Below are 25,744 nucleotides of genomic sequence, written 5' to 3'. Positions count from 1 at the left end.
TGGTTACCCGTTTGGTTGAGGAGTATCAATGCGTCGTTATGCAGTCTGGTTAGCTTGTTTTGTTTCCGTCACGTTGTTCAGCCCTCTGACACAGGCTCAGGCAGGTTGGCGTCCACTCACCGAAACCATTCGCAAAAGTGAAAAAGACCCGCGTCAGTACCAGTCGATTAAGCTTGATAATGGCATGACGGTTCTGCTGGTGTCAGATGTGCGCGCGACAAAATCGCTGGCGGCGCTGGCGCTACCCGTTGGATCGCTGGAAAACCCCACCGACCAGCCCGGCCTGGCGCATTATTTAGAACATATGCTATTGATGGGATCAAAGCGCTACCCGCAGCCGGATAATCTGGCAGAGTTCCTGAAAAAAAGTGGCGGCAGTCATAACGCCAGTACCGCATCTTATCGCACCGCTTTCTACCTTGAGGTGGAAAACAGCGCGCTGCAGCCGGCGGCAGACCGGCTAGCCGATGCGATTGCTGAACCGCTGCTCGACCCGGTCAATGCCGATCGTGAACGTAATGCGGTGAATGCTGAACTTACCATGGCGCGCTCGCGTGATGGCATGCGCATGGCGCAGGTCGATGCGGAAACGCTTAACCCCCTGCACCCCAGCTCTCGCTTCTCCGGCGGAAATCTGGAAACGCTGCGCGATAAGCCAGGCAGTAAACTGCAGGATGCGCTTAAGGCGTTTTATCATCGCTATTATTCAGCGAATCTGATGAAGGCGGTGATCTACGGTAATCAGCCGCTGCCCGAACTGGCTAACATCGCGGCAGGCACTTTTGGTCGCGTGGAAAACCGCCACGCCAGCGTACCGGATATCACTGTTCCGGTGGTAACCGACCAGCAGAAAGGCATCATTATTCACTATGTGCCGGCCCAGCCGCGCAAACAGCTAAAAATAGAATTTCGTATTGAGAACAACAGCGACCGGTTCCGCAGCAAAACCGACACGCTTATTGGTTATCTGATCGGTAACCGCAGCAAAAACACCCTTTCTGACTGGTTACAAAATCAGGGGCTGGCGGACGCGATCAATGCCGGAGCAGACCCGATGGTTGACCGTAACGCCGGGGTGTTCACTATCTCCGTTTCGCTGACCGACAAAGGCCAGGCAAACCGCGATGAAGTGATTGCTGCGGTGTTCAGTTACCTCGATACGCTGCGCAGTCAGGGCATTGATAAGCGCTATTTTGATGAAGTGTCACATGTTCTCGATCTTGATTTCCGCTATCCTTCGATAACCCGTGATATGGACTACATCGAATGGCTGGTCGATACCATGCTGCGCGTGCCGGTAGCCGATACGCTGGTGGCGCCGTATATCGCTGACCGCTACGATCCACAGGCAATTAAAGCGCGTCTCGATGGCATGACGCCGCAAAATGCGCGCATCTGGTTTATCAGCCCGCAGGAGCCGCACAATAAAACCGCTTACTTTGTTGATGCGCCTTACCAGGTCGATCGCATCAGCGCGCAGCGCTTTAAAGACTGGCAGACTGCCAGCGACAAAATAAAACTGGTGCTACCGCTGCTCAACCCTTTGATCCCGGATGATTTTAGCCTGATCAAGGCCGATAAAGCCTATTCTCGCCCTGAAGAATTGATCAATCAGAACGGGCTGCGCGTTTTCTATATGCCCAGTCAGTATCACGCCGATGAACCAAAGGCCAATATTGCCCTTGTGCTGCGCAACACGGCTGCCACAAGCACGGCACAGAATCAGGTGATGTTCGCACTTAACGATTATCTGGCCGGGGTGGCGCTGGACGAACTGAGTTCACAGGCGTCGGTTGGCGGTATCAGCTTCTCCACCAGTGAAGATGACGGTGTGGCCTTCAGCGCCAGCGGCTTCACCCAGCGCCTGCCGAAGCTGATGAGCCAGCTACTGGCGGGCTATGCCAGTTTTACCCCAAGCGAACAGCTGCTTGAACAGGCTAAGTCCTGGTATCTGGAGCAGCTGGATGCGGCAGAAAAAGGCAAAGCGTTTGAACTTGCGTTCCAGCCTGCACAGCTGCTGTCTGAGCTGCCGTACACCGAACGCAGCGAGCGGCGTAAGCAGGTAGCGGGGATCACTTTGCAACAGCTGCTGGACTACCGCAAAATGCTACTGGAGCAGTCAACGCCGGAACTGATGGTGGTGGGTAATATGACCCCCGACGCGGTGCGTAAACTGGCAAACAGTATAAAAGAGCGCCTGAACTGTGTAGGCGCTGAACGGTGGCACAGCCAGCAGGTTAAGCTTGATAAGCGAGTGCTGGCTAACCTGCAAAAGCCGGGCAGCAGCAGTGACTCGGCGCTGGCTGCGGTGTATATCCCGCTTGGATTTTCCGAAAACCAGAGCCTGGCCAGTAGTTCTCTGCTCAGCCAGATTATTCAGCCGTGGTTTTACAATCAGCTGCGTACCCAGGAGCAGCTGGGCTATGCGGTCTTTACCTTCCAAATGCCGGTCGGACGCCAGTGGGGCATTGGCTTCCTGCTGCAAAGTAACGATAAACAGCCGGCCTATCTGCTACGCCGTTTCAAGGCTTTCTACCCCACGGCCGAAAAGCGACTGAGTGGCATGAGCAAACAGGAGTTTTCTCAGTACCAGGCGGCCATGATCAATGAGCTTAAGCAGCGTCCGCAAACGCTGGATGAAGAGGCGGCGCGCTTCAGCAAAGATTTTGATCGTGAGAACTACCGTTTTGATACCCGTGAAAAAGTGATTGCGCAGATCCAGAAGTTAACGCCGGAATCACTGGCCGATTTCTTCCACCAGGCGGTGATGGCCCCAACCGGGCTGGCGCTGCTGTCGCAGATCTCCGGCAGCCATGATGGCAAGGCCGATTATGCGCAAGAGAAGGGCTGGACCACCTGGAAGGATCTCTCCACGCTGCAACAGTCGCTGCCGGTGAGCCAGGATACACTATGAGCCAACGAGCCGCTGAAACGCTGGAGCCGCTGAGCCTTCCCCTGCACGGCGAGCGGCTGATTGAAGCTTCGGCCGGGACGGGAAAAACCTTCACCATCGGGCTGCTCTATCTGCGGCTGCTGCTCGGCCTGGGAGGGGCGGCGGCCTTCAGCCGCCCGCTGTCGGTAGAAGAAATTCTGGTCGTTACCTTCACCGAGGCTGCCACCGCCGAGCTGCGCGGGCGTATTCGTGCCAATATCCACGAGCTGCGCATCGCCTGCATTCGTGGTAAAAGCCCGAATCTGATGCTGGCGGCATTAATAGCGGAGATCGCCGATCTGCCCCAGGCGGCATCGGTGCTGCTGGCGGCCGAGCATCAAATGGACGAAGCCGGCATTTTTACCATTCACGGCTTTTGCCAGCGCATGCTGAATCTCAATGCCTTTGAGTCCGGTATGCTGTTTGATCAGCAGCTGCTGGAAGATGAAACGCCGCTGCGCCGCCGGGCGGCGGCCGATTTCTGGCGTCGCTACTGTTATCCGCTGCCGCTGCCGGTAGCACGCGTGGTGCGCCAACTGTGGGCGGGGCCGGAGCAGTTACTGAAAACCCTGTCGCCGTGGCTTGGCGGCGAAGCGCCAGTGCTGAAATCGGCGCCGGAGAGCGATGAGACCCTTGAGCAGCGCCATGAGAAAATCATTGCGCGCATCAGCATGTTGAAACAGGCGTGGCTGGCGGCGGGTAATTTACAGCAGGTGATTGACGCTTCCGGCGTTGATCGCCGCAGCTACAATAGTAAGCACTTACCAAACTGGCTGGAGAAAATCTCCCTGTGGGCGCAGGCAGAGACGCAAGACTACCAGCTGCCAAAAGACCTTGAGCGCTTCGGCCAGCGCATCCTGCTGGAGAAAACGAAAAAAGGTGAGCCGCCACGTCACCCCCTGTTCGATCAAATTGACGCCTTTCTCGCCGAGCCGCTGTCGCTCCGTGACCTGGTGATTGCCCGCGCGCTGCAGCAGGTTCGCTTTGTCACCCAGCAGGAGAAACGACTGCATGGCCAACTGGGATTTGACGATTTGTTGGGACGCTTCGATTTTGCCCTCCAGCAGCCGGGTGGTGAGGCGCTGGCTTCAGCTATCCGCCAACGTTATCCGGTGGCGCTGATCGATGAATTCCAGGACACCGACCCGCAGCAGTATCGTATTTTCCGCACGCTGTATCGTCGGCAGGCTGACAGTGCACTGCTACTGATCGGCGACCCGAAACAGGCGATCTACGCGTTTCGCGGCGCGGATATCTTTACCTATATGAAAGCGCGCTCTGAAGTTAGCGCCCACTATACGCTGGAGACTAACTGGCGGTCGTCTCCGGCAATGGTTAATGCGGTCAATCAGCTGTTTTTACGCCAGAAAAACCCGTTCCTCTTCAACGAAATACCCTTTATTAACGTCAATCCGGCTGCGCCTAATCACGGCCTGAACTTTAGCGTGCAGGGTAAAGTGCAGCCTGCTCTGCAGTTCTGGCTACAGCCCGGTAATGGAGTGGGGGTTAGTGATTACCAACAGTTTATGGCGCGTCAGTGCGCGGCGGAAATCTGCCGCTGGCTCACTGCGGGTCAGCAGGGCGAGGCGTTAATAGGAAATACCGGGAAACAGAGTCCGGTACAGGCCTCGGACATTACCGTGCTGGTGCGCAGCCGCAGTGAAGCCGCAGTGGTGCGCGAAGCGTTATATGCTCTGGCCATTCCGTCAGTTTACCTCTCCAACCGTGACAGCGTATTTACCACGCCGGAAGCGCGCGAAATGCTGTGGCTGTTACAGGCGGTGCTGGCTCCGGAGCAGGAGCGCGTTCTGCGCAGCGCGCTGGCCACCAGCCTGTTTGGCACCGATGCGCTGGCGCTTGATGCGCTCAGCCAGGACGAACGCGCATGGGATGCGCTGGTGGATGAGTTCGTTGATTATCGCCAGCGCTGGCTGCAACGCGGCGTGCTGCCGATGCTGCGTGAGCTGATGATGAAACGCCAGATAGCCGAAAACCTGCTGGCCTCCGATAACGGTGAACGCCGGCTGACCGATCTGCTGCATGTGGGCGAACTGTTGCAGGAAGCCTCTGCCACCCTCGACAGCGAACATGCGCTGGTGCGCTGGCTGGCGCAGCAGGTGGAGCAGCCGGATGGCCAGTCATCCGTTCAGCAGCTGCGTCTGGAGAGCGATCGCCATTTGGTACAGATTGTCACTATCCACAAATCCAAAGGTTTGCAGTATCCGCTGGTGTGGCTGCCGTTTGTCGCCAACTTTCGCGAGGCGGATAACGGCGTTTACCATGACCGGCAGACGTTTACCGCGTTGCTTGATTTACAGCAGAGCGAGGAAAGTATCGAACTGGCGGAGCAGGAGCGGCTGGCGGAAGATCTGCGATTGCTCTACGTCGCACTGACTCGTTCGGTATTTCACTGTAGCGTTGGCATCGCGCCGCTGATTAAGGGCGCACGTAAGAAAGAGGGCAACAGCGACCTGCATTGCAGCGCGCTGGGCTATCTGGTGCAGCAGGGTGAACCGGCCGATGCCTCCGGCCTGCTGGCGGCATTACAGGCGTTGAACGGTGATGCCATAGCGTTAATGAGGCCAGCAGAGGCAGATGCCACCCCGTGGCAGGCGCAGCAAACGGAGCCGCAAATCCTCAGCAGCCGGACGCTGCCACGCTCGCTGCGTGATAACTGGCGCGTGACCAGTTATTCCGGTCTGCAACAGCACGGCCATTCAATTGCGCTGGAATTGCTGCCGCGCCTCGACGTTGATGCGGCCGGGGAAGCCAGCAATGAACCCGTTCCGCAGCTGACGCCGCATACCTTCCCGCGCGGTGCCGGGCCGGGAACATTTCTTCACGGGCTGTTTGAAACGCTGGAATTCACCACTCCGCTGGATGAAGAGTGGCTGGCGCAGCAACTCAGCAGCCAGGGGCTGGGGGATGAGTGGCAGCCGGTGATGCGCGACTGGGTTGAGCGCATCCTGCATACCCCGCTTAATGAGACGGGCGTCAGCCTTTACCAGCTGCCAGCACAAGCAAGGAAGGCGGAGCTGCAGTTTTATTTGCCGATCTCCCGTCTGCTGACGGCAGAGGCGCTGGACAGGGTGGTACGTCAGGACCCGCTGTCGCAGCCCTGCCCACCGCTCGACTTTCACCAGGTTCAGGGCATGTTGAAAGGTTTTATCGATCTGGTGTTCTGCTGGCAGGGTAAATATTACCTGCTGGACTATAAATCTAACTGGCTGGGCGAAGACAGCAGCGCCTATACGCGGGAGGCGATGGCGCAGGCGATGCAGGCGCATCGTTATGATTTGCAGTACCAGCTTTACACGTTGGCGCTGCACCGCTATCTGCGTCACCGTCTGGTTGTTTACGACTACCAGCAGCACTTTGGTGGCGTTATCTATCTGTTTCTGCGTGGTCTGGACGGTGCGGCTGGCAGTAACGGGATTTACTTTACCCGACCGCAGCCGGAGTTTGTCACCGCTCTTGACCAACTGTTTGCCAGCCCCCCGGAGAGTAACCTATGACGCTGGCAGAAGCCTTACAGCTGGCACAGCACCAGCGCTTACTACGTCCTCTGGACGTGCAGTTTGCCTGCATGGTGGCAACTGAACAGCAGCCCGCGCTGATGCTGGCGGCAGCGCTGGTCAGCCGCGACGCCGGGGAAGGTCATGTTTGTCTGCCGTTGGCACAGCTGCGGCCTGCCTCTTTTTTTGCCGGGCGCCATCCGGAGCTGGCACAGGCACTGTGGCAGGCTGCGGGCGCGCCGGAGGACTGGCAGGCGCTGCTGCTGGCACAAAGCGCGGTCAGCGACGGCCAGCAGGCCACGCCGCTGGTGGTGTATCAACAGCGGCTTTATCTGCATCGTATGTGGCAAAGCGAGGGGGAAATTGCGCAGTTTATTCAGCGTCAGAATTATCCTCAGGATCTGGAAGAAAAGCGGGTGCGTGATACGCTGGAGCGTTATTTTGGCCAGCAGCCCGATGACTGGCAAAAGATCGCCGCAGCGGTAGCGCTGACGCGCCAGGTGTCGGTGATCTCCGGCGGGCCTGGAACCGGCAAAACCACCACCGTGGCCAAGCTGCTTGCCAGCCTGATTGAACTATCGCCCACGCCACCGCGTATCGAACTGGCGGCACCGACCGGCAAGGCGGCGGCGCGGCTGACGGAATCGCTCGGTAAAACGCTGCTACAGCTGCAGCTGGCCGATCGCATCCTGAGAAGTTTCCCATTGGAGGCGACGACGCTGCATCGCCTGCTGGGGGCGCTGCCGGGCAGTCAGCGCATGCGCTATCATGCCGGAAATCCACTGCATCTTGACGTACTGGTCGTCGATGAAGCCTCAATGGTGGATCTCCCGATGCTGGCTAACCTGATTGCCGCTTTGCCCGCTCATGCGCGGGTTATCTTTCTCGGTGACCGCGATCAGCTGGCTTCAGTCGAAGCCGGAGCGGTGCTGGGTGATATTTGCCGTTGTGCGGAAGAGGGCTACAGCCCGCAGCGTGCCGCAGAGCTGACGCGTCTTACCGGCTGCGAGGTGGCGGGGCGCGAAGATGCCAGCGCCTCTGCGGTGCGCGATACGATCTGCCTGCTGCGTAAAAGCTATCGTTTTACGCAATCATCCGGCATCGGCCAGCTGGCGCTGGCGGTTAATGCGGGTGAGGTAAAAAGGGCAGAGCAGTTATTCAGCAAGGGTTTAAGCGATATCCGCCACCATACGCTAAGCAGCAGCGAGGACTATCAGCAGCTGCTGGACGACTGTGTTGCAGGGTACCGTGAATACCTGAAATTGCTGAAGGAAGGAGCCACGCCAGGCGAAGTCCTGGCCGCATTTGGCCGCTTCCAGCTGCTGTGCGCTGTGCGCGAAGGACCGTTTGGTGTTGCAGGGCTGAATGACCGTATTGAACAGACGCTGCGCCTGACGGGGCTTATCCGCCGCAATACCGCACTTAACGGCAAATGGTACGCTGGTCGCCCGGTGATGATTGCGCGCAATGACCGTGCGCTCGGCCTGTTTAACGGTGATATCGGCATCGCGATGCCGGATGAAAAACAGCAGCTGAAAGTGTATTTTCCGTTACCGGATGGCACTCTCAAGGCGGTGCAGCCCAGCCGCCTGCCGCCGCATGATACGGCCTATGCCATGACGGTGCACAAGTCGCAGGGATCCGAGTTTGAGCACACGCTGCTGGTTTTACCTAACCAGATGATGCCGGTACTGACCCGTGAACTGGTTTATACCGCCATGACCCGCGCCAGACAGCAGTTAACCCTTTATGCCGACTTTTCGGTGTTCAACAGTGCGGTGAAGATACGCACGCAGCGGCGTAGTGGGCTGGTGGATCGGTTGAATAACAGGGCAGCTTTTTAGCCTGAGCCGGGAGCAGGGAGCAGGCCTTTTCGCTTAACGTGGACTGAAAAGGGTGGCTGAACTGGCAGCACCGCCCTGCAGACGGAAAAAATGCGGAAACACCGGCGGTGTGGAACTTGGAGCCATAAAATGCCCGGCAGCAAGGCAGGGCATTTTATGTATTAAGTGTTATTTAAACTCGCTAAACCACTTTCCTGTGATGGGCTTCGCGAACGCAGCCAGTACTGCAATCAGGCTGACTTCAATCGATACCGACCAGGCGATATGGCCTGTGATCTCGCTCCAAAGCTCATAACCATTAAGATCCCACAGCCAGCCGATTTTTCCGCCTGAATAAGCCGGATGGCGAAAGCCCAGCGCCGGAATAAGGAAACCGTGCATCGCGATAGTGATGATTAAGCCATAGGCAGCGCCGTACCACAGTCTGACTTTAGGCCAGAAAGCGGATAGCAGGACGTAAGCAAAGGCGAAAGCAAAACTAAACAGCCAGTGGTACAGCATCACCGCGCCGGGAATAGTGATGCCCTGATAGACATAATCCATGGAATGGGCGTTGATCCCCAGCGGGCCAAGCCAGGCGTCAATATGTGCTGCGGGCGGTGATATTTCACCGGCTATACGCGGGGGCATATTCGCTTCCGTGCCGGACTTGACCAGGGAACTGATAAACCCGCCAATCAGGGTACTCCATACGATAATTTTCAGGTTTATTTTATTGATTGTCATAACACACATTTTCCTTACGTCCATCGAAAACAGACAGCGGTTAGCCACCTGCAATAATCATATTTGTTTTGTCATCTGCAGGTGATTCAGCGCCCTTATCTTCTCACCAACAGGGGTGAAATGCCTGTATCTGCTGCCGGCACGGCTGGCAAAAACAGGCTAAAGCTTCAGGCTCCGGCACCGAAAGCGATCAGCTCTGGCGGGTATGAACGCTGGCTTCGCGCAGGTCTGCCATCAACACTTTGGAACGCCGCTGATAGTTATACATCTGCTTTTTACTTTCCGGCAGCCGCTCGATCTCTACCGGCTCAAAGCCGCGCTCCTGGAACCAGTGAATGCTGCGCGTGGTCAGCACGAACAGCTTTTTTAGCCCCATCTGCCGCGCCTGTAACGCCACGCGCTCCAGTAATGCTTCACCGCGTGACGAGCTGCGGTAATCAGGATGTACCGCTACGCAGGCCATTTCACCAATCTGCTCTTCCGGGAACGGATAGAGGGCGGCACAGCCGATGGTCAGGTTATCGCGCTCGATAATGGTAAATTTGTCGATTTCCATCTCCAGCTGTTCACGCGAACGGCGTACCAGAATGCCCTGCTGTTCCATCGGGCGGATCAGTTCCAGAATGCCGCCGATATCGTTAATGGTGGCACGGCGGATCTGCTCGGCGCTCTCCATAACAATCTGGGTGCCGATGCCGTCGCGTGAGAACAGTTCCTGTAACAGCGCGCCATCTTCCCGATAGCTGATCAGGTGGCTGCGACGTACCCCGCTGCGGCAGGCTTTTACCGCGCCGCGCAGGAAGCGTACCGTGCCTGAGTGGTAATCATCCCGGGTTTCAAACTCTTCGATGCGCAGCTGTGCCTCATTCGGGAACAGCTCGGAGATAATGCGGCCTTCTGCATCCGTCACCCCCTGTTCGGAGCAGAAACCAATCATCTTTTCGGCCTTCAGCTTAATTGACAGTTGGGTGGCCACCTCTTCCGAGGTCAGATTGAAGCTCTCTCCGGTGACCGATACGGCTACCGGCCCCAACAGGACAATGGCTCCGCTGTCCAGCTGACGATGTATCGATTCTTCATCGATGCGGCGGATACGGCCGCTATGGCAGTAGTCGACGCCATCATCGACGCCCAGCGGCTGAGCGATAATAAAGTTTCCGCTAACGACATTAATATGCGCGCCCTGCAATGGGGTGTTATTCAGGCTCATGGACAGGCGGGCAGTAATATCTAACTGCAAACGGCCGGCAGCCTGCTTGACCAGCTCCAGCGACTGGGCATCCGTTACGCGGGTATGTTTATGGTAGACAGGTTCCAGATTGTGCCCGGCAAGGCTGGCATCGATCTGCGGGCGGGCGCCGTACACCACCACCAGGCGGATGCCCAGGCTATGCAGCAGGCCGATATCGTTGACGATGCTTGAGAAGTTTTCATGCCCGATGGCTTCACCGCCCAGCATAATGACAAACGTTTTACCACGATGGGCGTTGATATAGGGTACGGTATGGCGAAATCCCTGAACCAGCTCGGTACTACGTTCCTTCACGGCAAATCCTCTCTGCATTATTATTCGTTAAAAGTGTATTTTTATTCTTTTATGGGCGCGGGTGCAAGTAGCATTTGTCCTTAATCATCACTCGGAATGGTATTTTCTTCTGTCAGACGCGCTGCATTTATTCGTTTTTCTCAGTGACACTGCCGGAGGGATTCGTTAGAGTTTCGCCGATTTTTTTATTTGGCTTTTTATTAGACACCTCACAGCATTTGGAGTGGCATGACTGATTCAACTTCCCTTAACCGCCGACGGTTATTACAAGGGGCCGGGGCGCTGTGGCTGTTGAGCGTTAGCCGCACAGGCATGAGCGCCAGTCGACATGTTGTCGCAATCCGCATCTGGCCTTCGTCCACCTACTCACGTTTGACCATTGAGTCTAATACGCCGCTGAAATATAAGCAGTTTGCTCTGAGAAACCCCGACCGTGTCGTGGTGGATATTGAACATATTCAGCTTAATCGCGTATTGAACGATGTCGGGAAGCTGGTGCGCGAAGACGATCCTTATATTAAAAATGTGCGTGTGGGTCAGTTTGACCCGAATACCGTGCGCCTGGTGCTGGAAATCAAACAGAATGTTGCGCCGCGTACCTTTACTCTTGCCCCGGTCGCCGGGATTAAACATCGTCTGGTGCTGGATCTCTATCCGGTGCAAAGGCCGCAGCACAATGACGATCCGCTGCTGGCGTTACTGGAAGATTACAATCAGGGCGATCTGGGGCGTAGCCAGCCTAAGGCCGCGCCGCTACCCGGTAAGGCTGGAAAGGATCGGCCGATAGTGATTATGCTTGACCCCGGTCACGGTGGCGAAGATTCCGGCGCCGTTGGCAAACACAAAACGCGTGAAAAAGACGTGGTGCTGAAAATTGCCCGCCGCCTGAAATCCCTGATCGACAAGCAGCCGAATATGCGCGCCTATATGACGCGTAATGAAGATGTGTTTATTCCGTTAAAAGTGCGGGTGGCGAAAGCGCGCAAACAGCGTGCCGATCTGTTTATTTCCATTCACGCCGATGCGTTTACCCGTCGTACAGCGCGCGGATCGTCCGTGTTCGCGTTATCGACAAAAGGGGCCACCAGTACCGCAGCACGATTTCTGGCACAGACCCAGAATGAGTCGGATCTGATTGGCGGCGTCAGTATGAGGGGCGATCGCTATCTCGACCATACGATGTTCGATATGTTGCAGGGCCGCACAATCAACGACAGCCTGAGGTTTGGCGGGGAAGTGCTGGCGCGGATGGGAAAAATTAATCACCTGCACAAGCGCACCGTCGATCAGGCGGGTTTTGCGGTGTTGAAAGCGCCCGATATCCCGTCAATTCTGGTAGAAACCGCATTTATCAGTAACCTGGAAGAGGAACGTAAGCTGCGTACCACGCGTTTTCAGCATCAGGTGGCGGATTCGATTCTGGCAGGGATTAAAGCCTATTTTGCTAACGGCGCGTCGTTGGCCACCAATAAATAACCACCGGAAAGAAAGGATTCTGCCCGGTAAAACAGGCTGGATAAGCTTCAGATACAAAAAAACACCCTGAAGGGTGTTTGTTGGTTGCGGGAGCCGGATTTGAACCGACGACCTTCGGGTTATGAGCCCGACGAGCTACCAGGCTGCTCCATCCCGCGTCCGGTTGACGCTTTTATTACTGCACACCACGACGGCAAATTGGTTGCGGGAGCCGGATTTGAACCGACGACCTTCGGGTTATGAGCCCGACGAGCTACCAGGCTGCTCCATCCCGCGTCCGCGTGGTTTGTCGCTTCCATCACGACACTGTCTCTGTTACTGCTTCACTAAACCTTAACTGATTTCAGTGAATTGGTTGCGGGAGCCGGATTTGAACCGACGACCTTCGGGTTATGAGCCCGACGAGCTACCAGGCTGCTCCATCCCGCGTCCGTGGAAGCGCACTATACGCCTGATGCGTTTTGTTGCAACCCCTTTTTGCAGTTAAGTGGCTAAAAGCGCGCTCAGGCTATCTTTTTTTGACCAAATGCTGAAAAGTTGTGCAAATAATTGTGGTCTTTTTCCACCAGCACATTTTCTTATGGTGGAGCCTTTGCTATCTTCGCGCAGGGTTCCCGTATAAAGGTAAGCAAGGCATGAAAGCAGGTTGGGCGAAATATCTGGTGACCGGCACGCTGCTGGCACTGCTGGCGGGGTGTAGCTCGAAACCCACCGATCGTGGGCAACAGTATAAAGATGGAAAGTTGATCCAGCCGCTGGCGCTGGTCAATCAGCCCAATGCGAAAGGTCGCCCGGTCAACGGCAAAGATTTTGCCGATCAGGTTTCTCAAATACGCTTTGCCTCGGCAGGCATGTATTCACGCCAGTCTGCCGCCTACAGCGCCATTCAGAGCTGGCTGATGGCCGGCGGCGATACCCGTCAGCTGCGGCAGTTTGGTCTGAATGCTTTCCAGATGGAAGGCACCGACAACTACGGTAACGTGCAGTTTACCGGCTATTACACGCCGGTTGTTCAGGCGCGTTACAGCCGTCAGGGCGAGTTCCAGTTCCCTTTGTATCGCATGCCGCATAAAAAGCGCAGCAGGCTGCCGAGCAGGGCGGAGATTTACAGCGGAGCACTGGGCGAAGGCTACGTGGCAGGTTACAGCAACTCGCTGATGGATAATTTTATGATGGACGTACAGGGCAGCGGCTACGTTGATTTTGGCGACGGCCGTCCGCTGAAGTTCTTTGGTTACGGTGGTAAAAACGGCCATCCCTATCACAGCATCGGTAAAGTGCTGATCGACCGTGGAGAAGTGAAGCGGGAAGACATGTCGATGCAGGCGATACGCCAGTGGGGAGAACAGCACAGTGCGGCAGAAGTGCGCGAGCTGCTGGAACAGAATCCGTCCTTCGTGTTCTTCAAGCCGGATAGCTTTGCGCCGGTGCGCGGAGCCAGTGCGGTGCCGCTGATTGCCAAAGCTTCGGTAGCGGCCGACCGTGCGCTGATCCCCGCCGGAACCGCGCTGCTGGCAGAAATCCCCCTGCTGGATAATAACGGTAAATTTACCGGAAAATATGAGATGCGCATGATGGTTTCTCTGGATGTCGGCGGAGCAATTAAAGGCCAGCATTTTGATATCTATCAGGGCGTCGGTGCAGATGCCGGCCATATGGCCGGCTGGTTCAATCACTATGGCCGCGTCTGGGTGCTGAAAACAGCCCCGGGAACCGGGGCGCCGGTGTTCTCATCGGCACAAAACAGCACATCTCAAGGCTCCTTACTGCTCAGCCAGTAAACCTGAGGCGGGTAGGCGTTTCCGACCCGCCGTTTTCAAGGAATAGTTGAATGACGGTTCTTTCTGACGCCTGGCGGCAACGCTTTGGCGGCATAGCACGTTTATACGGCCAGCCAGCACTGCAACTGTTTGCCGACGCGCATATTTGCGTCGTGGGCATTGGCGGGGTTGGCTCGTGGGCAGCGGAAGCGCTGGCGCGTAGCGGGATTGGCGCAATTACCCTGATCGACATGGATGATATCTGTATCAGTAACACCAACCGGCAGATCCATGCGCTGAAGGGGCATGTCGGTCAGGCGAAAACCGAGGTGATGGCTGCCCGTATCCGCGAAATTAACCCGGAATGTCGCGTGACCTGTGTTGATGACTTTATTACCGCAGACAATACTGCTGAACTGCTCGACCAGGGCTTTAGCTATGTTATTGACGCTATTGATAGCGTGAGACCCAAAGCGGCGCTGTTAGCCTGGTGCCGCCGTCACAAAATTCCGCTGGTGACCACCGGCGGGGCGGGCGGACAGATTGACCCGACGCAAATTCAGGTTGCCGATCTGGCGAAAACCATTCAGGACCCGCTGGCGGCCAAACTGCGTGAGCGGCTGAAAAGCGATTTTAACATCGTGAAAAACAGCAAAGGCAAGCTGGGGATTGACTGCGTTTTCTCGACCGAAGCGCTGATGTATCCGCAGCCGGATGGATCGGTATGCGCCTCACGCAGTACTGCCGAAGGCCCTAAACGTATGGACTGCGCCTCCGGGTTTGGCGCGGTGACAATGGTGACCGCCACCTTTGGCTTTGTCGCGGTTTCACATGCGTTAAAAAAGATGATGGCAAAAGCGGCTCGGTCTTAACCCCGGTACGAGTTGGCGGCCTGTAAAACCGCATCTGCAAGCGCCTGTAAACCCGCGCTGCGTGATGCGCTAAGCGGCTCTTTCAGGCTCAGTTGGGCAAACAGGCTTAGCGGATCCTGCTGGCTTACTTCCTGTGGGGTCTTGCCTTCTACGGCGGTTAACAGTACGGCCAACAGCCCGCGCACGATGCGCCCTTCGCTGTCACCGTAGAAATGCAGACGGCCATTTTCCAGCAGCTGATGGCCCAGCCAAACCCGGTTTTCACACCCTCGCAGTTCAGTCGTCTCGTTCTTCAGCTCGTCAGGCAGCACGGGCAGCTGTTTGCCCAGCAGGATCAGCTGGCGATAGCGCTCTTCCCACTGCCTGAAATGGGAGAATTGCGCTAACAGGGAGTCGGAGGTAATTTGCGCACCAAACGGGTGGGCGGCAATGAGTGATAAGCACATATTAATCTGCCAGTAACGTTATTGCTGTTGTCATGGCCGCAACCAGGGCGTCCACATCTTCCAGAGTATTATAGGGCGCAAACGAGGCTCTCAAGGTGCCGTTCACGCCCAGCGCGGCCAGCAGCGGCTGAGCGCAATGCTGACCGGCGCGAATGGCCACGCCACTTTCAGCCAGCAGGGTAACGACATCACTGTGGTGAACACCTGCAACGTTAAATGCCAGCAGGCTGGAGCCGCTGGCGCGATAGCTTTGAAAACCGGGCAGGGCGGCAGCAAGACGGGTTTCTGCCACGGCAGCGAGGTGGCTGCTCCAGCGTTCTGCTGCCGTTCTGTCAATGCCGCCCAGCCACTGCAGGGCGGCGCTCAGACCAATTACCCCGGCGACGTTTGGCGTGCCTGCTTCAAAGCACCAGGGAGCCGCCTGCGGCGTGAACCCCTCGAAATTTACGTGGGTTAACATTTTCCCTCCACCTTGCCACGGCACCATTTCGGCCAGTCGTTGCGCTTTACCATACAACGCACCGATCCCCGTTGGGCCGTAGAGTTTGTGCGCGGAAAAAGCATAAAAATCAATATCCAGCGCCTGTACGTCTGGAGGGCAATGAACCACGCCCTGTGCGCCGTCGATCATCACTTTAGCACCGCAGGCATGCGCAAGGGCAACTGCTGCGGGCAGATCCGGGCAGCCGCCGGTGATATTCGACATCTGTCCCAGCGCCAGCAGGCGCGTACGGGCGTTCAGCAGAGCGGGAAGTTGGCTGATATCCGGCAGGCGATCGCTGCCAATCGGCCATTTCACCACTTTTGCCCCGGTCTGCGTGGCCACCATCAGCCACGGCACCAGATTCGCATGATGTTCCGCCTCGCTGACCACAATCTCGTCGCCCGGCCGCAGACGAGGGCGCAACCAGCTTTGCGCCACAAGATTGATAGCCTCGGTGGTGCCTTTAGTCCAGACGATGTTCTGCGCCTCCGGCGCGTTCAGCAGTTGTGCGACCTGGCCGCGAGCATTTTCATAGCGTGCGGTCAGCTGCTGTGCGGCAGCAAACTGACTGCGATGCACGGTGCCGGCACTCATGCGATAAAACTGTTCCGTCGCTTCAATCACCGCCAGAGGTTTCAGCGCAGTGGCCGCGCTGTCAAGGTAGCACCCTGCATCATTCAGAGCGGGAAATTGCTGGCGAAACAGCATTGGGTTAAATGACGTCATGCTCACGGTATATTCCTGTCGGGTGATGCTTTATGTGTTAAACCAGGCTAAGAACAGGCTGAAATCAATCTGCTTTTCTGGCAAAGCGTCAAAAGCGCGTTATGCTGGATTATGTCTGTTTTTAGCCAATATGCGCAAATACCCCTCGTCCCGGCAGGCTTTTCAGCGCGTGAATAATGCGGCTATGTTAGCCCGACGCGGACTTTACCTCTTAGTCAGGAGAGACACAAAATGAAAAAATTAGCTGCAATTATCGCTGCCTGTACCATGACGTTAACGCTGGCTGCGTGTTCAGGCAACTATGTTATGCATACCACCGACGGTCGTACGATTGTTGCCAACGGTAAGCCCGCAGTGGACGGCGAAACCGGCATGATTAGCTATAAAGATGCCAACGGCACCAAACAGCAGATCAACCGGTCTGACGTTAAAGAAATGGTCGAAATGGATCGGTAGTAAAATCCCGGCAAAAAAAAAGCACCGCAGTTTGCGGTGCTATAGAAATCAATATGGACAGACAGGGTAAATCTACAGGAATAAAAGGCAGCCTGAGCTACCGGACCCGAAAATTGTCAGGTCAATTGCAAACACAACATCACGACCACAAGCCAAAAGCACCTCAACATTCCGTAAGTTAATACTTAATTTCGCTGCGCTTTTCGTTCCGGCTCAGGAAGTGGCGCAACTATAGGTATTTACTGGCGGTTCCTCAACGGACAATTTATAATGTATCGGATAATAAAAACTAATGCGCGACGCTGAATCACAGAGTCACTTATGGACGCGACGAAAAGTACCCCTCTGCCATGTCAAAACGTTTACCACCTTTGAATGCGCTGCGTGTTTTTGATGCTGCCGCACGCCACCTCAGTTTTACCAAGGCTGCCGAAGAACTGTTCGTGACTCAGGCTGCAGTCAGTCATCAGATTAAGTCGCTGGAGGATTTCCTCGGCCTGAAACTGTTTCGTCGCCGCAATCGTTCGCTGTTACTGACGGAAGAGGGGCAAAGCTATTATCTCGATATTAAAGAGATTTTCACCGCATTAAACGACGCCACGCGCAAGCTGCAGGCGCGCAGTGCAAAAGGGGCATTGACGGTCAGCTTGCTGCCGAGTTTCGCCATTCAATGGCTGGTGCCAAGGCTCACCAGCTTTAATTTAACTTATCCGGGCATTGATGTACGCATTCAGGCGGTAGACCGCGATGAAGAGAAGCTGGCGGATGATGTCGACGTGGCTATTTTTTATGGCCGTGGTAACTGGCCGGGGCTGAGAGCAGAGAAGCTGTACGCGGAATATCTGCTGCCGGTGTGTTCACCACTGCTGTTAACGGGCGCACATCCCCTGACCTCGCCAGCGGCGCTGGCTCATCACACGTTGCTGCATGACGCTTCACGCCGTGACTGGCAGTCATATACCCGCCAGCTGGGCCTGAACACGATTAATGTGCAACACGGGCCTATTTTCAGCCACAGTGCGATGGTGTTGCAGGCCGCGATCCATGGGCAGGGCGTGGCGCTGGCGAACAACGTCATGGCGCAAAGTGAAATCGAAGCGGGCCGACTGGTATGCCCGTTTAACGATGTGTTAGTCAGTAAAAATGCTTTTTATCTGGTTTGTCATGACAGTCAGGCAGAACTGGGTAAAATAGCCGCCTTTCGTCAGTGGATCCTGGCGAAAGCGGCCAGTGAACAAGAAAAATTTCGCTTTCGCTACGAAAGCTGAGCCTATCCCGGCGTGATGAAACCGCTGGGAACAGTTACCCATGGCTGCGGAGATCGGACCCGTGCCTTGACAGAGGATAGCGACATGTCCAGTCGTGCAATGTTAATTTTTTGTTCCCTGAGTGGCTTTTTCTACGTCATGCTCGGGGCTTTTGGCGCTCACTTTTTGAGTCAGTCGCTGGGTAGTGCAGAAATGGCCTGGATGAAAACCGGGCTGGATTATCAGGCGTTCCATACCCTGGCGATCCTGGGTATGGCAGCAGCGATGCTGTGCCGGACAAATATCTGGTTTTACTGGAGCAGCGCGTTTCTGGCGCTGGGTACGGTGCTGTTTAGCGGCAGCCTTTACTGCCTGGCGCTGTCGCACCTGAAAATATGGGTTTGGATCACCCCGATTGGTGGCACCTGCTTCCTGATCGGCTGGGTTTTAATGTTGGTTGGCGCACTGCGTCTGAAAAAAAGGGCAGAACGCCATGAATAAGATTTTACTGTATTGCCGTCAGGGTTTTGAGAAAGAGTGTGCGGCGGAGATCACCGCCAAGGCTGCCGGGCATGAGATCTTCGGCTTTGCCCGTGTTAAAGAGGGCTCTGCCTATGTGCTGTTTGAATGCTATCAGCAGGGTGAGGCCGAAAAGCTGCTGGCTGAACTCCCCTTTAGTGAGCTGATCTTCTCGCGACAAATGATCGTGGTGGGTGAACTGCTGCGCGATTTGCCGCCTGAGGATCGCATCACTCCGTTGTCAGGGATGCTGACCGGCGTGGTAGAAAAAGGCGGCGAACTGCGCGTGGAAGTCCCTGATACCAATGCCAGCAAGGAGCTGCTGAAGTTCTGCCGTAAGTTCACCGTGCCGTTGCGCGCCAGTTTGCGTAAAGACGGCATTCTGCTGAACTATGAAAGCAATAAGCGCCCGGTGGTACACGTTTTCTTTATCGCTTCAGGCTGCTGCTATGTGGGCTATTCCCTGCCTGGCAACAATTCGCCGCTGTTTATGGGCATTCCGCGTCTTAAGTTTCCCTCGGATGCGCCCAGCCGCTCTACCCTCAAGCTGGAAGAGGCCTTTCACGTCTTTATTCCTGCCGATGAGTGGGATGAACGCCTTGCCAGCGGTATGTGGGCAGTAGATTTGGGGGCCTGCCCCGGCGGCTGGACTTATCAGCTGGTGCAGCGCAGCATGATGGTTAACGCGGTGGACAACGGCCCGATGGCACCGAGCCTGATGGATACCGGCCAGGTATTTCACCAGCGTGAAGATGGATTTAAATATCGCCCTACGCGCAGCAATAACTACTGGGTGGTGTGCGATATGGTGGAAAAGCCGGTGCGGGTGGCGAATCTGATGGCTGACTGGCTGGTTAACGGCTGGTGCCGGGAAGCGATTTTTAACCTCAAGCTGCCGATGAAGAAGCGCTACGAGGAAGTGTCGCAGAATCTGCAAATGATCCATGAAAAGCTGGCAGAAAATGGCATTAACGCGCAGATTCAGGCGCGCCAGCTGTATCACGACCGTGAAGAGGTGACGGTACATATTCGCCGCATCTGGAGCGCTACGCCGGGCCGCCGCGACGAACGATAATCCCGGGGAGAACGCCATTTCCAGTTCGCCCCGTGCGCAGCCAGGGCTGACAAATAAGTCAGCCTTAAGCCAGGCGCAGCTCTTTTAAGTTTCCTTCCAGCAACAGATCCGTTTTTAATGTCGCAACCTGTTTACAGATTGTGGCCATCTGCTGATGTTCTGCCAGCTTTTTCCGCCACTTCTCCGGCACCTGTTCCAGATTCTGATAAATGGCCGCCATGCTGCCAAACTGCCGTAACAGCTGTGCGGCACTTTTGCCGCCGATGCCCGCTACGCCGGGGATTTTGCTGCTGCTGATACCCGCCAGCCCCCAGTAGTCGGTAAGCTGTGTCGGTTCCACGCCAAATGAGTCAGTAATAAACGGCATGTCCAGCCAGCGTTTCTGGAAGTAGTCGCGGATTTGAATCGTGGGTGCTAACAGCTGGCAGTAGCCTTTATCCGTAGAGACGATCGTCGCCTGATGGCCTACGGCCGCGACTTTGCTGGCCAGAGTCGCAGCCAAATCGTCGGCTTCGTCGCCTTTGGAATGCCAGCTTTTTACGCCAATGCTGGCAAAGGCACAGCGTAACAGCGGCATTTCATCGCGCAGCGCGTCCGGCATTGGCGACCGCCCGGCTTTATAGTCCGGCAGCAGTTGATGACGCCAGCTGCTGCTGCGGCGGTCATCGTCAAATACCGCGACCGCGTGAGTCGGCCGGGTGTGCAACAACAGTTGCTGCATCGCGTTCAGGCAGGCTTCCTGGCAGGGAGAACCCTGCACGGCATGAATGCGCCGAATCAGGTTCAGCGCATCAATAATCAGCAGATGTACCATCAGATAATCCTGAGCGGCCCGCAGGACGCCCTTCTATTTAATGATCTCGTAGCAGGGAACATAAGCGCTGCCCGGCAGCTTCATACGATGCTGTGCGACAAATCCTTGCAGTAAATCGTCCATACGACGCATGATTTCCGGGTTACCATGCAGCTTATAAGGGCCTTTCTCTTTGATAGCCCTGATGCCCACATCCTTCACGTTACCGGCGACAATGCCCGAAAACGCGCGACGCAGCGCGGCGGCAAGCTGTTCGGCCGGCTGATCGGGTGACAGGTTGAGGTTAGCCATATTTTCATGGCTGGGCATAAATGGCATCTGCAGATCGGGAGCGATACGCAGCGCCCAGTTGAAGCTGTAGGCATCACCCGTTTCACGACGGTGCTCTTTGACTTCAGGCATCGCTTTTTTCATCAGGCGCGCCACTTCCGCCGCATCATCGATAATAATCGAGTAGTGCTTACGCGCTTCATCACCCAGCGTACTGACGATAAATTCGTCCAGCACGCGGAAGTAGTCGGCGCTCTCCTGTGGGCCGGTGAGGATGAGCGGCAGAACCTGGTGGCGATTGTGAGGATTCATCAGGATCCCCAGCAGATAGAGCAACTCTTCGGCTGTACCCACGCCGCCAGGAAAGATAAGGATGCCGTGCGCTATGCGCACAAAGGCTTCCAGGCGCTTTTCAATGTCGGGCATGATAATCAGCTCGTTAACCAGCGGGTTAGGCGGTTCAGCGGCGATAATCGACGGTTCGGTCAGGCCGATAAAGCGGCCTTCTTTATAGCGTTGCTGCGCATGACCCACCGCAGCCCCTTTCATCGGCGCTTCCATCACGCCTGGCCCGCATCCGGTACAGATATTCAGCTCGCGCAGCCCCAGCTGAGCGCCGACGTTCCGGCAGTACTGGTATTCAACGGCGTTGATCGAGTGACCGCCCCAGCACACCACGGTGTTAGGCTCTTCTCCAATGTGCAGCGCACGCGCATTACGCAGAATGGAGAACACCAGGTTGGTGATATGCACCGGATTGGCAATATTTTGATACTGGAAGCGCCCGGCGTTATCAATCTGACCGTTGACGAAGAGAATATCGCGCAGCACGGCAAACAGGTTGGCCTGCAGGGCGCGAATAATACGCCCATCGACAAAGGCCTCTTCGGGAGGGTTGATCAATTCGAGCTTAACGCCGCGCTCGCGTCGAAGCACGTTGATGTCGAAGCTTTCGAAGCGTGAGAGCAATTCCTCGCTACTGTCAGTCTGGCTGCCTGAATTAAGTACGGCGAGCGAGCAGTTACGAAACAGCTGGTAAAGATCGCTGCTGGCCGTACGTTTCAGCATGTCGACTTCCAGTTGGGAAAGCAGATCCATTGAGCCGAGTGGGCTAATGTGTGTAATCAAGTGTTCTCCGTTACACCCGCCTGGGTGTGTCATAAATCCGCGATTTCGCCATCACGAAGATAATATATCCTTGGGCTGCATCAGGTTGCCGCCCGTGCTCAGATTAGCCTTTACCGTGGATAAATAACACCGGGCAGAGCCGACTTTACTGACGTACCAGCCGTGAGCGACCCGGTACAAACTGCGTGTTGCTGCGCCACGGATTGATATCAAGCCCTCCGCGACGGGTATAACGAGCATAAACACTCAGGCTTTCCGGCTTACAGTAGCGTAAAATTTCGCTGAAAATGCGCTCTACGCACTGTTCGTGGAACTCATTATGCTGGCGGAAAGAGACCAGGTAACGCAGCAGCGCTTCGCGCTGAATGCGTGGGCCACGATAGCTAATTTGCACCGATCCCCAGTCTGGCTGATCGGTTATCAGACAGTTAGATTTTAACAGGTGGCTGACTAACTGCTCTTCAACCACTTCACTCCCGGTCGCGTTTTGCAGGTAACTGACATCAAATTGATAGTTATTGATCTCAATATCCTGCTCGTCGATGCAGGAACCGTCGAAATGACCAATGGGTTGACCTTCGATCTCATGCAGGCGGAATAGCGCCACGCTGACCTTACCCAGGGCACAGGCGCTCAGATCGCGTTCCAGCGTCTGGCGAACTTCACCCCAGTCGGCAAATTTAGTCTGGTTAAAACTGTTCAGATATAGTTTGAAGCTTTTGGACTCGATCAGATTGACACTGCAGGCATCGAGGACGACTTCGCCCAGCGCAACCTGTGGCACCCCCTTGCTGTTAAGCCAGGAGAGTTCATACAATGTCCAGATATCTGCCCCGCAGAACGGCAGGCTGTCGCCATCAAGGCCGAGAGGGTCACGGTTAAGGCTGCGTGGTACAGCCTGTAACAGCGCTGGCTGATAAGTGTCGTGATATTCTGTAGGTTGCCCCAGGGTAAGACCTTCCAGCGCATGATGATTGTCATATGTCGACATGTTATTCCCTAATTATTTGGTGCCTGCCGTGGCAGGAATGGTGACAAATCCGTCAGCCCATTATGCCTTCAGGCTATAATAGGCTGTTAGTGTAACCCAGTCAGTAAAGAGTAAAAAAATGATTGATGAAACCACACAGGCATTACGCGATTTTAGTCAGCGTTATTGCGATATCTGGCAGCAGCAAAGCGGGCATGCGCCTGCCAGTAAGGAACTTTACGGTATTCCTTCAACCTGTGTGATGGCCTCACATGAGGAAGAGGAAGAAGTTTGGTGGCTGCCACAGCCGTTTATGCTGGAGCCAAATCTCGATGCCGTCGAGCGGGCGCTGGATATTCGCCTGCAGCCAGCGGTTACCGCGTTCTATACTTCACAGTTCGCCGGGGATATGACGGGAACTTTGCACGGGCAGCAGATGTCTTTATTGCAAGTCTGGAGTGAAGATGACTTTGTACGCGTGCAGGAAAACCTGATTGGTCATTTGGTTATGAAGCGCCGTCTTAAGCAATCGCCCACTTTATTTATCGCCACCACCGCCTCCGAACTGGAGGTCGTATCAGTTTGTAATGTGAGTGGCGAAGTCATTCTTGAGCATTTAGGTACCAAAAAGCGCCAGCTTATCGCGCCATCTGTCCGGAACTTTCTTATTTCTTTACAGCCGCTTATCATAGACCCTCCGAATTAAGCCGCCTGCCCTGTGCGAGATCTCTTACAGAATCTGTAAGAGATCGCTTGTAATCATGCAGATATGACTAACGCTTAAGAATTAAAAATGATTTATATCATCTGGTTAGTCTATTTTTGGCAGTCAGCGAAGTCGGAATGGCTTAAACAGCCGCCCCGGGCATCTTGTTTGCTAATGTTATTAAGGCACAATAGATTCCGTTGCGAAGGAACAGCATGATATGAGATTAACATCAGGATGATGTGCTCATTGAAGGATTGAATCATCGGGATGATGTATCAGGGACAGGCTCCAGGATGAAGCAAAGGAGATCTCAGGAAGAGGTAATGGACACCTCCAGGACGGAGAATGTGAGCCGCAAAGGACTGTCGGCGGTCATGGAAGCCAAAGGATCAACGTCAGGAAGATGTTTGCTTAGGAAAGCGCACGGACCAGTTTTCAAGGATGAGCAGGGAGCATAAAGGTAGCCGGATAGCTGCAAACGAACCGGGGGCACTGTTTATACAGTGCCCCCTTTTTTTGTTGATACTTTTCCCTGAAACCGACGCGAATGCTATGCTTTGCGTCCTTTTCACCGACAATGATTTAAGAGGTTGCCCATGAGCCGTGAACAGCAGGTTCAGGAACGATTACTGGCGATAGAATCGTTACTCAAACAGGCCGGATTATGGCAATACGTCGCCCCTGTCAGCGAGGCGTTCACCAGCACTGAACCTTTCTGCATTGATACCATGACGCCGTTGCAGTGGTTGCAGTGGATGCTTTTGCCCAAAATGCAGGCGCTGTTGGACGCCGGCGCACCGCTGCCGCCCACGCTGGCCATTGCCCCCTATTATGACGTCGCGCTGGAAGGAGATATTCCTGAACGTGCGCGGCTGCTACACCTGCTGAATGAGTTTGACCAGCTGTTTGAGTCGCCATAATGCTTGAAATCATTTATCAGGATCGCTGGCTGGTGGCGGTCAATAAGCCGTCCGGTATGCTGGTGCACCGCAGCTGGCTCGATCGGCATGAAACCGTGTTTGCCATGCAGACGGTACGCGACCAGATTGGCCAGCATGTGTTTACCGTACATCGCTTGGATCGTCCGACTTCCGGCGTACTGCTAATGGCCCTGTCGAGCGAGGTTGCTCGTCTTCTGTCGCAGCAGTTTGAACAGCACCAGCTGCAAAAAACCTATCATGCGGTGGTGCGTGGCTGGCTGGAAGGGGCCGATACGCTCGACTACCCACTGACCGAAGAGCAGGATAAAATTGCCGATAAATTCAGTCAGCCGGAGAAAGCACCACAGCCAGCGGTGACGCACTGGCGTGGCGTGGCCACCGCCGAACTGCCGGTGCCGGTCGGGCGCTATCAGACTTCACGCTATTCACTGGTGGAAATGTTGCCTGAGTCCGGGCGTAAACATCAGTTGCGCCGTCATATGACCCATCTGCGCCACCCGATTATTGGCGACAGCGCCCACGGTGATTTGAAGCAGAACCGTTCTGCGGCGGCAAACTTTGGCATGAATCGTCTGATGCTGCACGCCAGCGAACTCAATCTGACGCATCCGGTCACTGCCGAGCCGTTAATGTTGCGCGCCGGGTTGGATGCGGTCTGGCAGAAGGTCATCAATCAGCTTGGCTGGCAGGCGAATCTGCCTGACGTGATGCGGGCAGGGCTGGCGCAGCAGACCGCACAAAATGAAGTATCAGTTGATGGAGAGAATAATGGCTGAAGTAGGTATTTTTGTTGGCACCGTTTATGGAAACGCGCTGTTAGTCGCTGAAGAAGCTGAACCTTTGCTGGTACAGGCCGGTCACAAAGTCACGGTTTTTGACGATCCGACGCTGGAAGACTGGCAGCGCTATGCGAATAAAGTGGTTCTGGTGGTCACCTCTACCACCGGGCATGGCGACCTGCCGGACAGCATTGTTCCGCTGTTCCAGGCGATCAAAGATAAGCTGGGCTACCAGCCTGGCCTGCGCTACGGCATTATCGCGCTTGGTGACAGCAGCTACGATCATTTCTGCGGTGGCGGGAAGCAGTTCGACGCGCTGTTATCTGAGCAGAGTGCGCTTCGCGTCGGTGAGGTCCTGATGGTCGATGCCAGCGAAAGTCCGGAGCCGGAAGAAGTCACCTCGCCGTGGGTTGAGCAGTGGGCTAAGCTTTTAGGCTAAAGGCCGCCAGGAGCGGACCTTCTGCACTGGCCCGCTGCTGGCGTGCGCACTGCAAAAAGGGTGACTCCTG

General features: G+C 55.5%; 21 protein-coding genes and 3 tRNA genes. 14 read left to right on the top strand and 10 right to left on the bottom strand.

Annotated elements, in window-relative coordinates; translation table 11 throughout:
- The first annotated feature begins 28 nt into the window (after window positions 1-28).
- Genes ptrA through recD form a run of 3 tightly spaced genes read left to right on the top strand, consistent with a single transcriptional unit; the run spans window position 29 to window position 8,291 of the window.
- The gene (gene ptrA / locus EPYR_RS14410) at window positions 29-2,914 is read left to right on the top strand and encodes a pitrilysin (RefSeq protein ID WP_012669103.1); all 2,886 of its coding nucleotides are present in this window, start codon (window positions 29-31) and stop codon (window positions 2,912-2,914) included.
- Entirely contained in the window at window positions 2,911-6,447 is a 3,537-nt protein-coding gene (gene recB, locus EPYR_RS14405; RefSeq protein ID WP_012669102.1) for an exodeoxyribonuclease V subunit beta, read from the top strand. Before ptrA ends, recB begins: the two co-directional genes overlap by 4 nt.
- Window positions 6,444-8,291 (top strand): exodeoxyribonuclease V subunit alpha, encoded by a 1,848-nt coding sequence (gene recD, locus EPYR_RS14400; protein WP_012669101.1) that lies wholly within the window; start codon window positions 6,444-6,446, stop codon window positions 8,289-8,291. Before recB ends, recD begins: the two co-directional genes overlap by 4 nt.
- Window positions 8,292-8,459: 168 nt before the next feature.
- On the opposite strand, the gene EPYR_RS14395 is transcribed toward recD, so the two are convergent.
- Both EPYR_RS14395 and argA read right to left on the bottom strand, forming a co-directional pair.
- Window positions 8,460-9,017: a YagU family protein gene (locus tag EPYR_RS14395; RefSeq protein ID WP_012669100.1), complete on the bottom strand. Its 558-nt coding sequence runs from the start codon at window positions 9,015-9,017 to the stop codon at window positions 8,460-8,462.
- 190 nt (window positions 9,018-9,207) lie between these two features.
- Window positions 9,208-10,563, bottom strand: a complete 1,356-nt coding sequence (gene argA, locus EPYR_RS14390) for an amino-acid N-acetyltransferase (protein ID WP_041474037.1) — start codon at window positions 10,561-10,563, stop codon at window positions 9,208-9,210.
- Window positions 10,564-10,791: 228 nt separating this feature from the next.
- Between argA and amiC the strand changes: the two genes are divergently transcribed.
- Window positions 10,792-12,039, top strand: a complete 1,248-nt coding sequence (gene amiC / locus EPYR_RS14385) for an N-acetylmuramoyl-L-alanine amidase AmiC (protein WP_012669098.1) — start codon at window positions 10,792-10,794, stop codon at window positions 12,037-12,039.
- 81 nt (window positions 12,040-12,120) lie between these two features.
- On the opposite strand, the gene EPYR_RS14380 is transcribed toward amiC, so the two are convergent.
- The 3 genes from EPYR_RS14380 to EPYR_RS14370 form a co-directional block, all read right to left on the bottom strand.
- Window positions 12,121-12,197, bottom strand: a tRNA-Met gene (locus EPYR_RS14380).
- Between the two features lie 41 nt (window positions 12,198-12,238).
- Window positions 12,239-12,315, bottom strand: a tRNA-Met gene (locus tag EPYR_RS14375).
- Between the two features lie 76 nt (window positions 12,316-12,391).
- Window positions 12,392-12,468: transfer RNA gene (locus EPYR_RS14370), tRNA-Met, on the bottom strand.
- A gap of 206 nt (window positions 12,469-12,674) precedes the next feature.
- Between EPYR_RS14370 and mltA the strand changes: the two genes are divergently transcribed.
- Both mltA and tcdA read left to right on the top strand, forming a co-directional pair.
- Entirely contained in the window at window positions 12,675-13,820 is a 1,146-nt protein-coding gene (mltA, locus tag EPYR_RS14365) for a murein transglycosylase A (protein ID WP_012669097.1), read from the top strand.
- Between the two features lie 50 nt (window positions 13,821-13,870).
- Window positions 13,871-14,671 (top strand): tRNA cyclic N6-threonylcarbamoyladenosine(37) synthase TcdA, encoded by an 801-nt coding sequence (tcdA, locus tag EPYR_RS14360; protein WP_012669096.1) that lies wholly within the window; start codon window positions 13,871-13,873, stop codon window positions 14,669-14,671.
- On the opposite strand, the gene csdE is transcribed toward tcdA, so the two are convergent.
- On the bottom strand, window positions 14,668-15,117 hold the full coding sequence (csdE, locus tag EPYR_RS14355) for a cysteine desulfurase sulfur acceptor subunit CsdE (RefSeq protein ID WP_012669095.1): 450 nt from the start codon (window positions 15,115-15,117) through the stop codon (window positions 14,668-14,670). The genes tcdA and csdE overlap by 4 nt on opposite strands.
- 1 nt (window position 15,118) lies before the next feature.
- Window positions 15,119-16,327: a cysteine desulfurase CsdA gene (csdA, locus tag EPYR_RS14350; RefSeq protein ID WP_012669094.1), complete on the bottom strand. Its 1,209-nt coding sequence runs from the start codon at window positions 16,325-16,327 to the stop codon at window positions 15,119-15,121.
- Window positions 16,328-16,558: 231 nt separating this feature from the next.
- Between csdA and EPYR_RS14345 the strand changes: the two genes are divergently transcribed.
- The 4 genes from EPYR_RS14345 (at window position 16,559) to rlmM (ending at window position 19,624) form a co-directional block, all read left to right on the top strand.
- Window positions 16,559-16,783 carry a YgdI/YgdR family lipoprotein gene (locus tag EPYR_RS14345; RefSeq protein WP_012669093.1) on the top strand — a complete coding sequence of 75 codons (225 nt, stop codon included), beginning with the start codon at window positions 16,559-16,561 and terminating at the stop codon, window positions 16,781-16,783.
- 350 nt (window positions 16,784-17,133) lie between these two features.
- On the top strand, window positions 17,134-18,051 hold the full coding sequence (locus EPYR_RS14340) for a transcriptional regulator GcvA (RefSeq protein WP_012669092.1): 918 nt from the start codon (window positions 17,134-17,136) through the stop codon (window positions 18,049-18,051).
- An 84-nt stretch (window positions 18,052-18,135) separates the two neighbouring features.
- Entirely contained in the window at window positions 18,136-18,531 is a 396-nt protein-coding gene (locus tag EPYR_RS14335) for a DUF423 domain-containing protein (RefSeq protein ID WP_012669091.1), read from the top strand.
- Window positions 18,524-19,624 (top strand): 23S rRNA (cytidine(2498)-2'-O)-methyltransferase RlmM, encoded by a 1,101-nt coding sequence (gene rlmM / locus EPYR_RS14330; RefSeq protein WP_012669090.1) that lies wholly within the window; start codon window positions 18,524-18,526, stop codon window positions 19,622-19,624. Before EPYR_RS14335 ends, rlmM begins: the two co-directional genes overlap by 8 nt.
- Window positions 19,625-19,688: 64 nt before the next feature.
- On the opposite strand, the gene xni is transcribed toward rlmM, so the two are convergent.
- From xni to queF, 3 genes are all read right to left on the bottom strand, one after another.
- Window positions 19,689-20,441, bottom strand: a complete 753-nt coding sequence (gene xni, locus EPYR_RS14325) for a flap endonuclease Xni (protein ID WP_187298269.1) — start codon at window positions 20,439-20,441, stop codon at window positions 19,689-19,691.
- Window positions 20,442-20,471: 30 nt separating this feature from the next.
- Entirely contained in the window at window positions 20,472-21,836 is a 1,365-nt protein-coding gene (ppnN, locus tag EPYR_RS14320; RefSeq protein ID WP_041474036.1) for a nucleotide 5'-monophosphate nucleosidase PpnN, read from the bottom strand.
- A 145-nt stretch (window positions 21,837-21,981) separates the two neighbouring features.
- The gene (queF, locus tag EPYR_RS14315; protein ID WP_012669087.1) at window positions 21,982-22,827 is read right to left on the bottom strand and encodes an NADPH-dependent 7-cyano-7-deazaguanine reductase QueF; all 846 of its coding nucleotides are present in this window, start codon (window positions 22,825-22,827) and stop codon (window positions 21,982-21,984) included.
- Between the two features lie 118 nt (window positions 22,828-22,945).
- On the opposite strand from queF, the gene syd reads away from it, so the two are divergent.
- The 4 genes from syd to EPYR_RS14295 all read left to right on the top strand — a co-directional run bounded on the left by syd (window position 22,946) and on the right by EPYR_RS14295 (window position 25,674).
- On the top strand, window positions 22,946-23,512 hold the full coding sequence (gene syd, locus EPYR_RS14310) for a SecY-interacting protein (protein WP_012669086.1): 567 nt from the start codon (window positions 22,946-22,948) through the stop codon (window positions 23,510-23,512).
- A 599-nt stretch (window positions 23,513-24,111) separates the two neighbouring features.
- Entirely contained in the window at window positions 24,112-24,435 is a 324-nt protein-coding gene (locus EPYR_RS14305) for a YqcC family protein (RefSeq protein ID WP_012669085.1), read from the top strand.
- Window positions 24,435-25,232, top strand: a complete 798-nt coding sequence (gene truC / locus EPYR_RS14300) for a tRNA pseudouridine(65) synthase TruC (RefSeq protein ID WP_012669084.1) — start codon at window positions 24,435-24,437, stop codon at window positions 25,230-25,232. The genes EPYR_RS14305 and truC overlap by 1 nt, the downstream gene beginning before the upstream one ends.
- Window positions 25,225-25,674, top strand: a complete 450-nt coding sequence (locus tag EPYR_RS14295) for a flavodoxin (protein WP_012669083.1) — start codon at window positions 25,225-25,227, stop codon at window positions 25,672-25,674. The genes truC and EPYR_RS14295 overlap by 8 nt, the downstream gene beginning before the upstream one ends.
- Window positions 25,675-25,744: the final 70 nt, after the last annotated feature.

The sequence above is a fragment of the Erwinia pyrifoliae DSM 12163 genome, from assembly GCF_000026985.1.
In the GTDB taxonomy this organism is placed as follows: Bacteria; Pseudomonadota; Gammaproteobacteria; order Enterobacterales; family Enterobacteriaceae; genus Erwinia; species Erwinia pyrifoliae.
The sequence above is the reverse complement of the archived record's forward strand: the minus strand, read 5'-3'. Positions and strand labels throughout refer to the sequence as shown.

What these genes read in the sequence shown, in the direction of transcription:
- queF (WP_012669087.1), bottom strand. Translation starts at nt 22,827, where the DNA reads ATGTCGACATATGACAATCATCATGCGCTGGAAGGTCTTACCCTGGGG.
- recD (WP_012669101.1), top strand. Translation starts at nt 6,444, where the DNA reads ATGACGCTGGCAGAAGCCTTACAGCTGGCACAGCACCAGCGCTTACTA.
- csdA (WP_012669094.1), bottom strand. Translation starts at nt 16,327, where the DNA reads ATGACGTCATTTAACCCAATGCTGTTTCGCCAGCAATTTCCCGCTCTG.
- EPYR_RS14305 (WP_012669085.1), top strand. Translation starts at nt 24,112, where the DNA reads ATGAGCCGTGAACAGCAGGTTCAGGAACGATTACTGGCGATAGAATCG.
- ptrA (WP_012669103.1), top strand. Translation starts at nt 29, where the DNA reads ATGCGTCGTTATGCAGTCTGGTTAGCTTGTTTTGTTTCCGTCACGTTG.
- EPYR_RS14295 (WP_012669083.1), top strand. Translation starts at nt 25,225, where the DNA reads ATGGCTGAAGTAGGTATTTTTGTTGGCACCGTTTATGGAAACGCGCTG.
- truC (WP_012669084.1), top strand. Translation starts at nt 24,435, where the DNA reads ATGCTTGAAATCATTTATCAGGATCGCTGGCTGGTGGCGGTCAATAAG.
- amiC (WP_012669098.1), top strand. Translation starts at nt 10,792, where the DNA reads ATGACTGATTCAACTTCCCTTAACCGCCGACGGTTATTACAAGGGGCC.
- EPYR_RS14395 (WP_012669100.1), bottom strand. Translation starts at nt 9,017, where the DNA reads ATGACAATCAATAAAATAAACCTGAAAATTATCGTATGGAGTACCCTG.
- EPYR_RS14345 (WP_012669093.1), top strand. Translation starts at nt 16,559, where the DNA reads ATGAAAAAATTAGCTGCAATTATCGCTGCCTGTACCATGACGTTAACG.
- tcdA (WP_012669096.1), top strand. Translation starts at nt 13,871, where the DNA reads ATGACGGTTCTTTCTGACGCCTGGCGGCAACGCTTTGGCGGCATAGCA.
- EPYR_RS14340 (WP_012669092.1), top strand. Translation starts at nt 17,134, where the DNA reads ATGTCAAAACGTTTACCACCTTTGAATGCGCTGCGTGTTTTTGATGCT.
- rlmM (WP_012669090.1), top strand. Translation starts at nt 18,524, where the DNA reads ATGAATAAGATTTTACTGTATTGCCGTCAGGGTTTTGAGAAAGAGTGT.
- syd (WP_012669086.1), top strand. Translation starts at nt 22,946, where the DNA reads ATGATTGATGAAACCACACAGGCATTACGCGATTTTAGTCAGCGTTAT.
- EPYR_RS14335 (WP_012669091.1), top strand. Translation starts at nt 18,136, where the DNA reads ATGTCCAGTCGTGCAATGTTAATTTTTTGTTCCCTGAGTGGCTTTTTC.
- mltA (WP_012669097.1), top strand. Translation starts at nt 12,675, where the DNA reads ATGAAAGCAGGTTGGGCGAAATATCTGGTGACCGGCACGCTGCTGGCA.
- csdE (WP_012669095.1), bottom strand. Translation starts at nt 15,117, where the DNA reads ATGTGCTTATCACTCATTGCCGCCCACCCGTTTGGTGCGCAAATTACC.
- recB (WP_012669102.1), top strand. Translation starts at nt 2,911, where the DNA reads ATGAGCCAACGAGCCGCTGAAACGCTGGAGCCGCTGAGCCTTCCCCTG.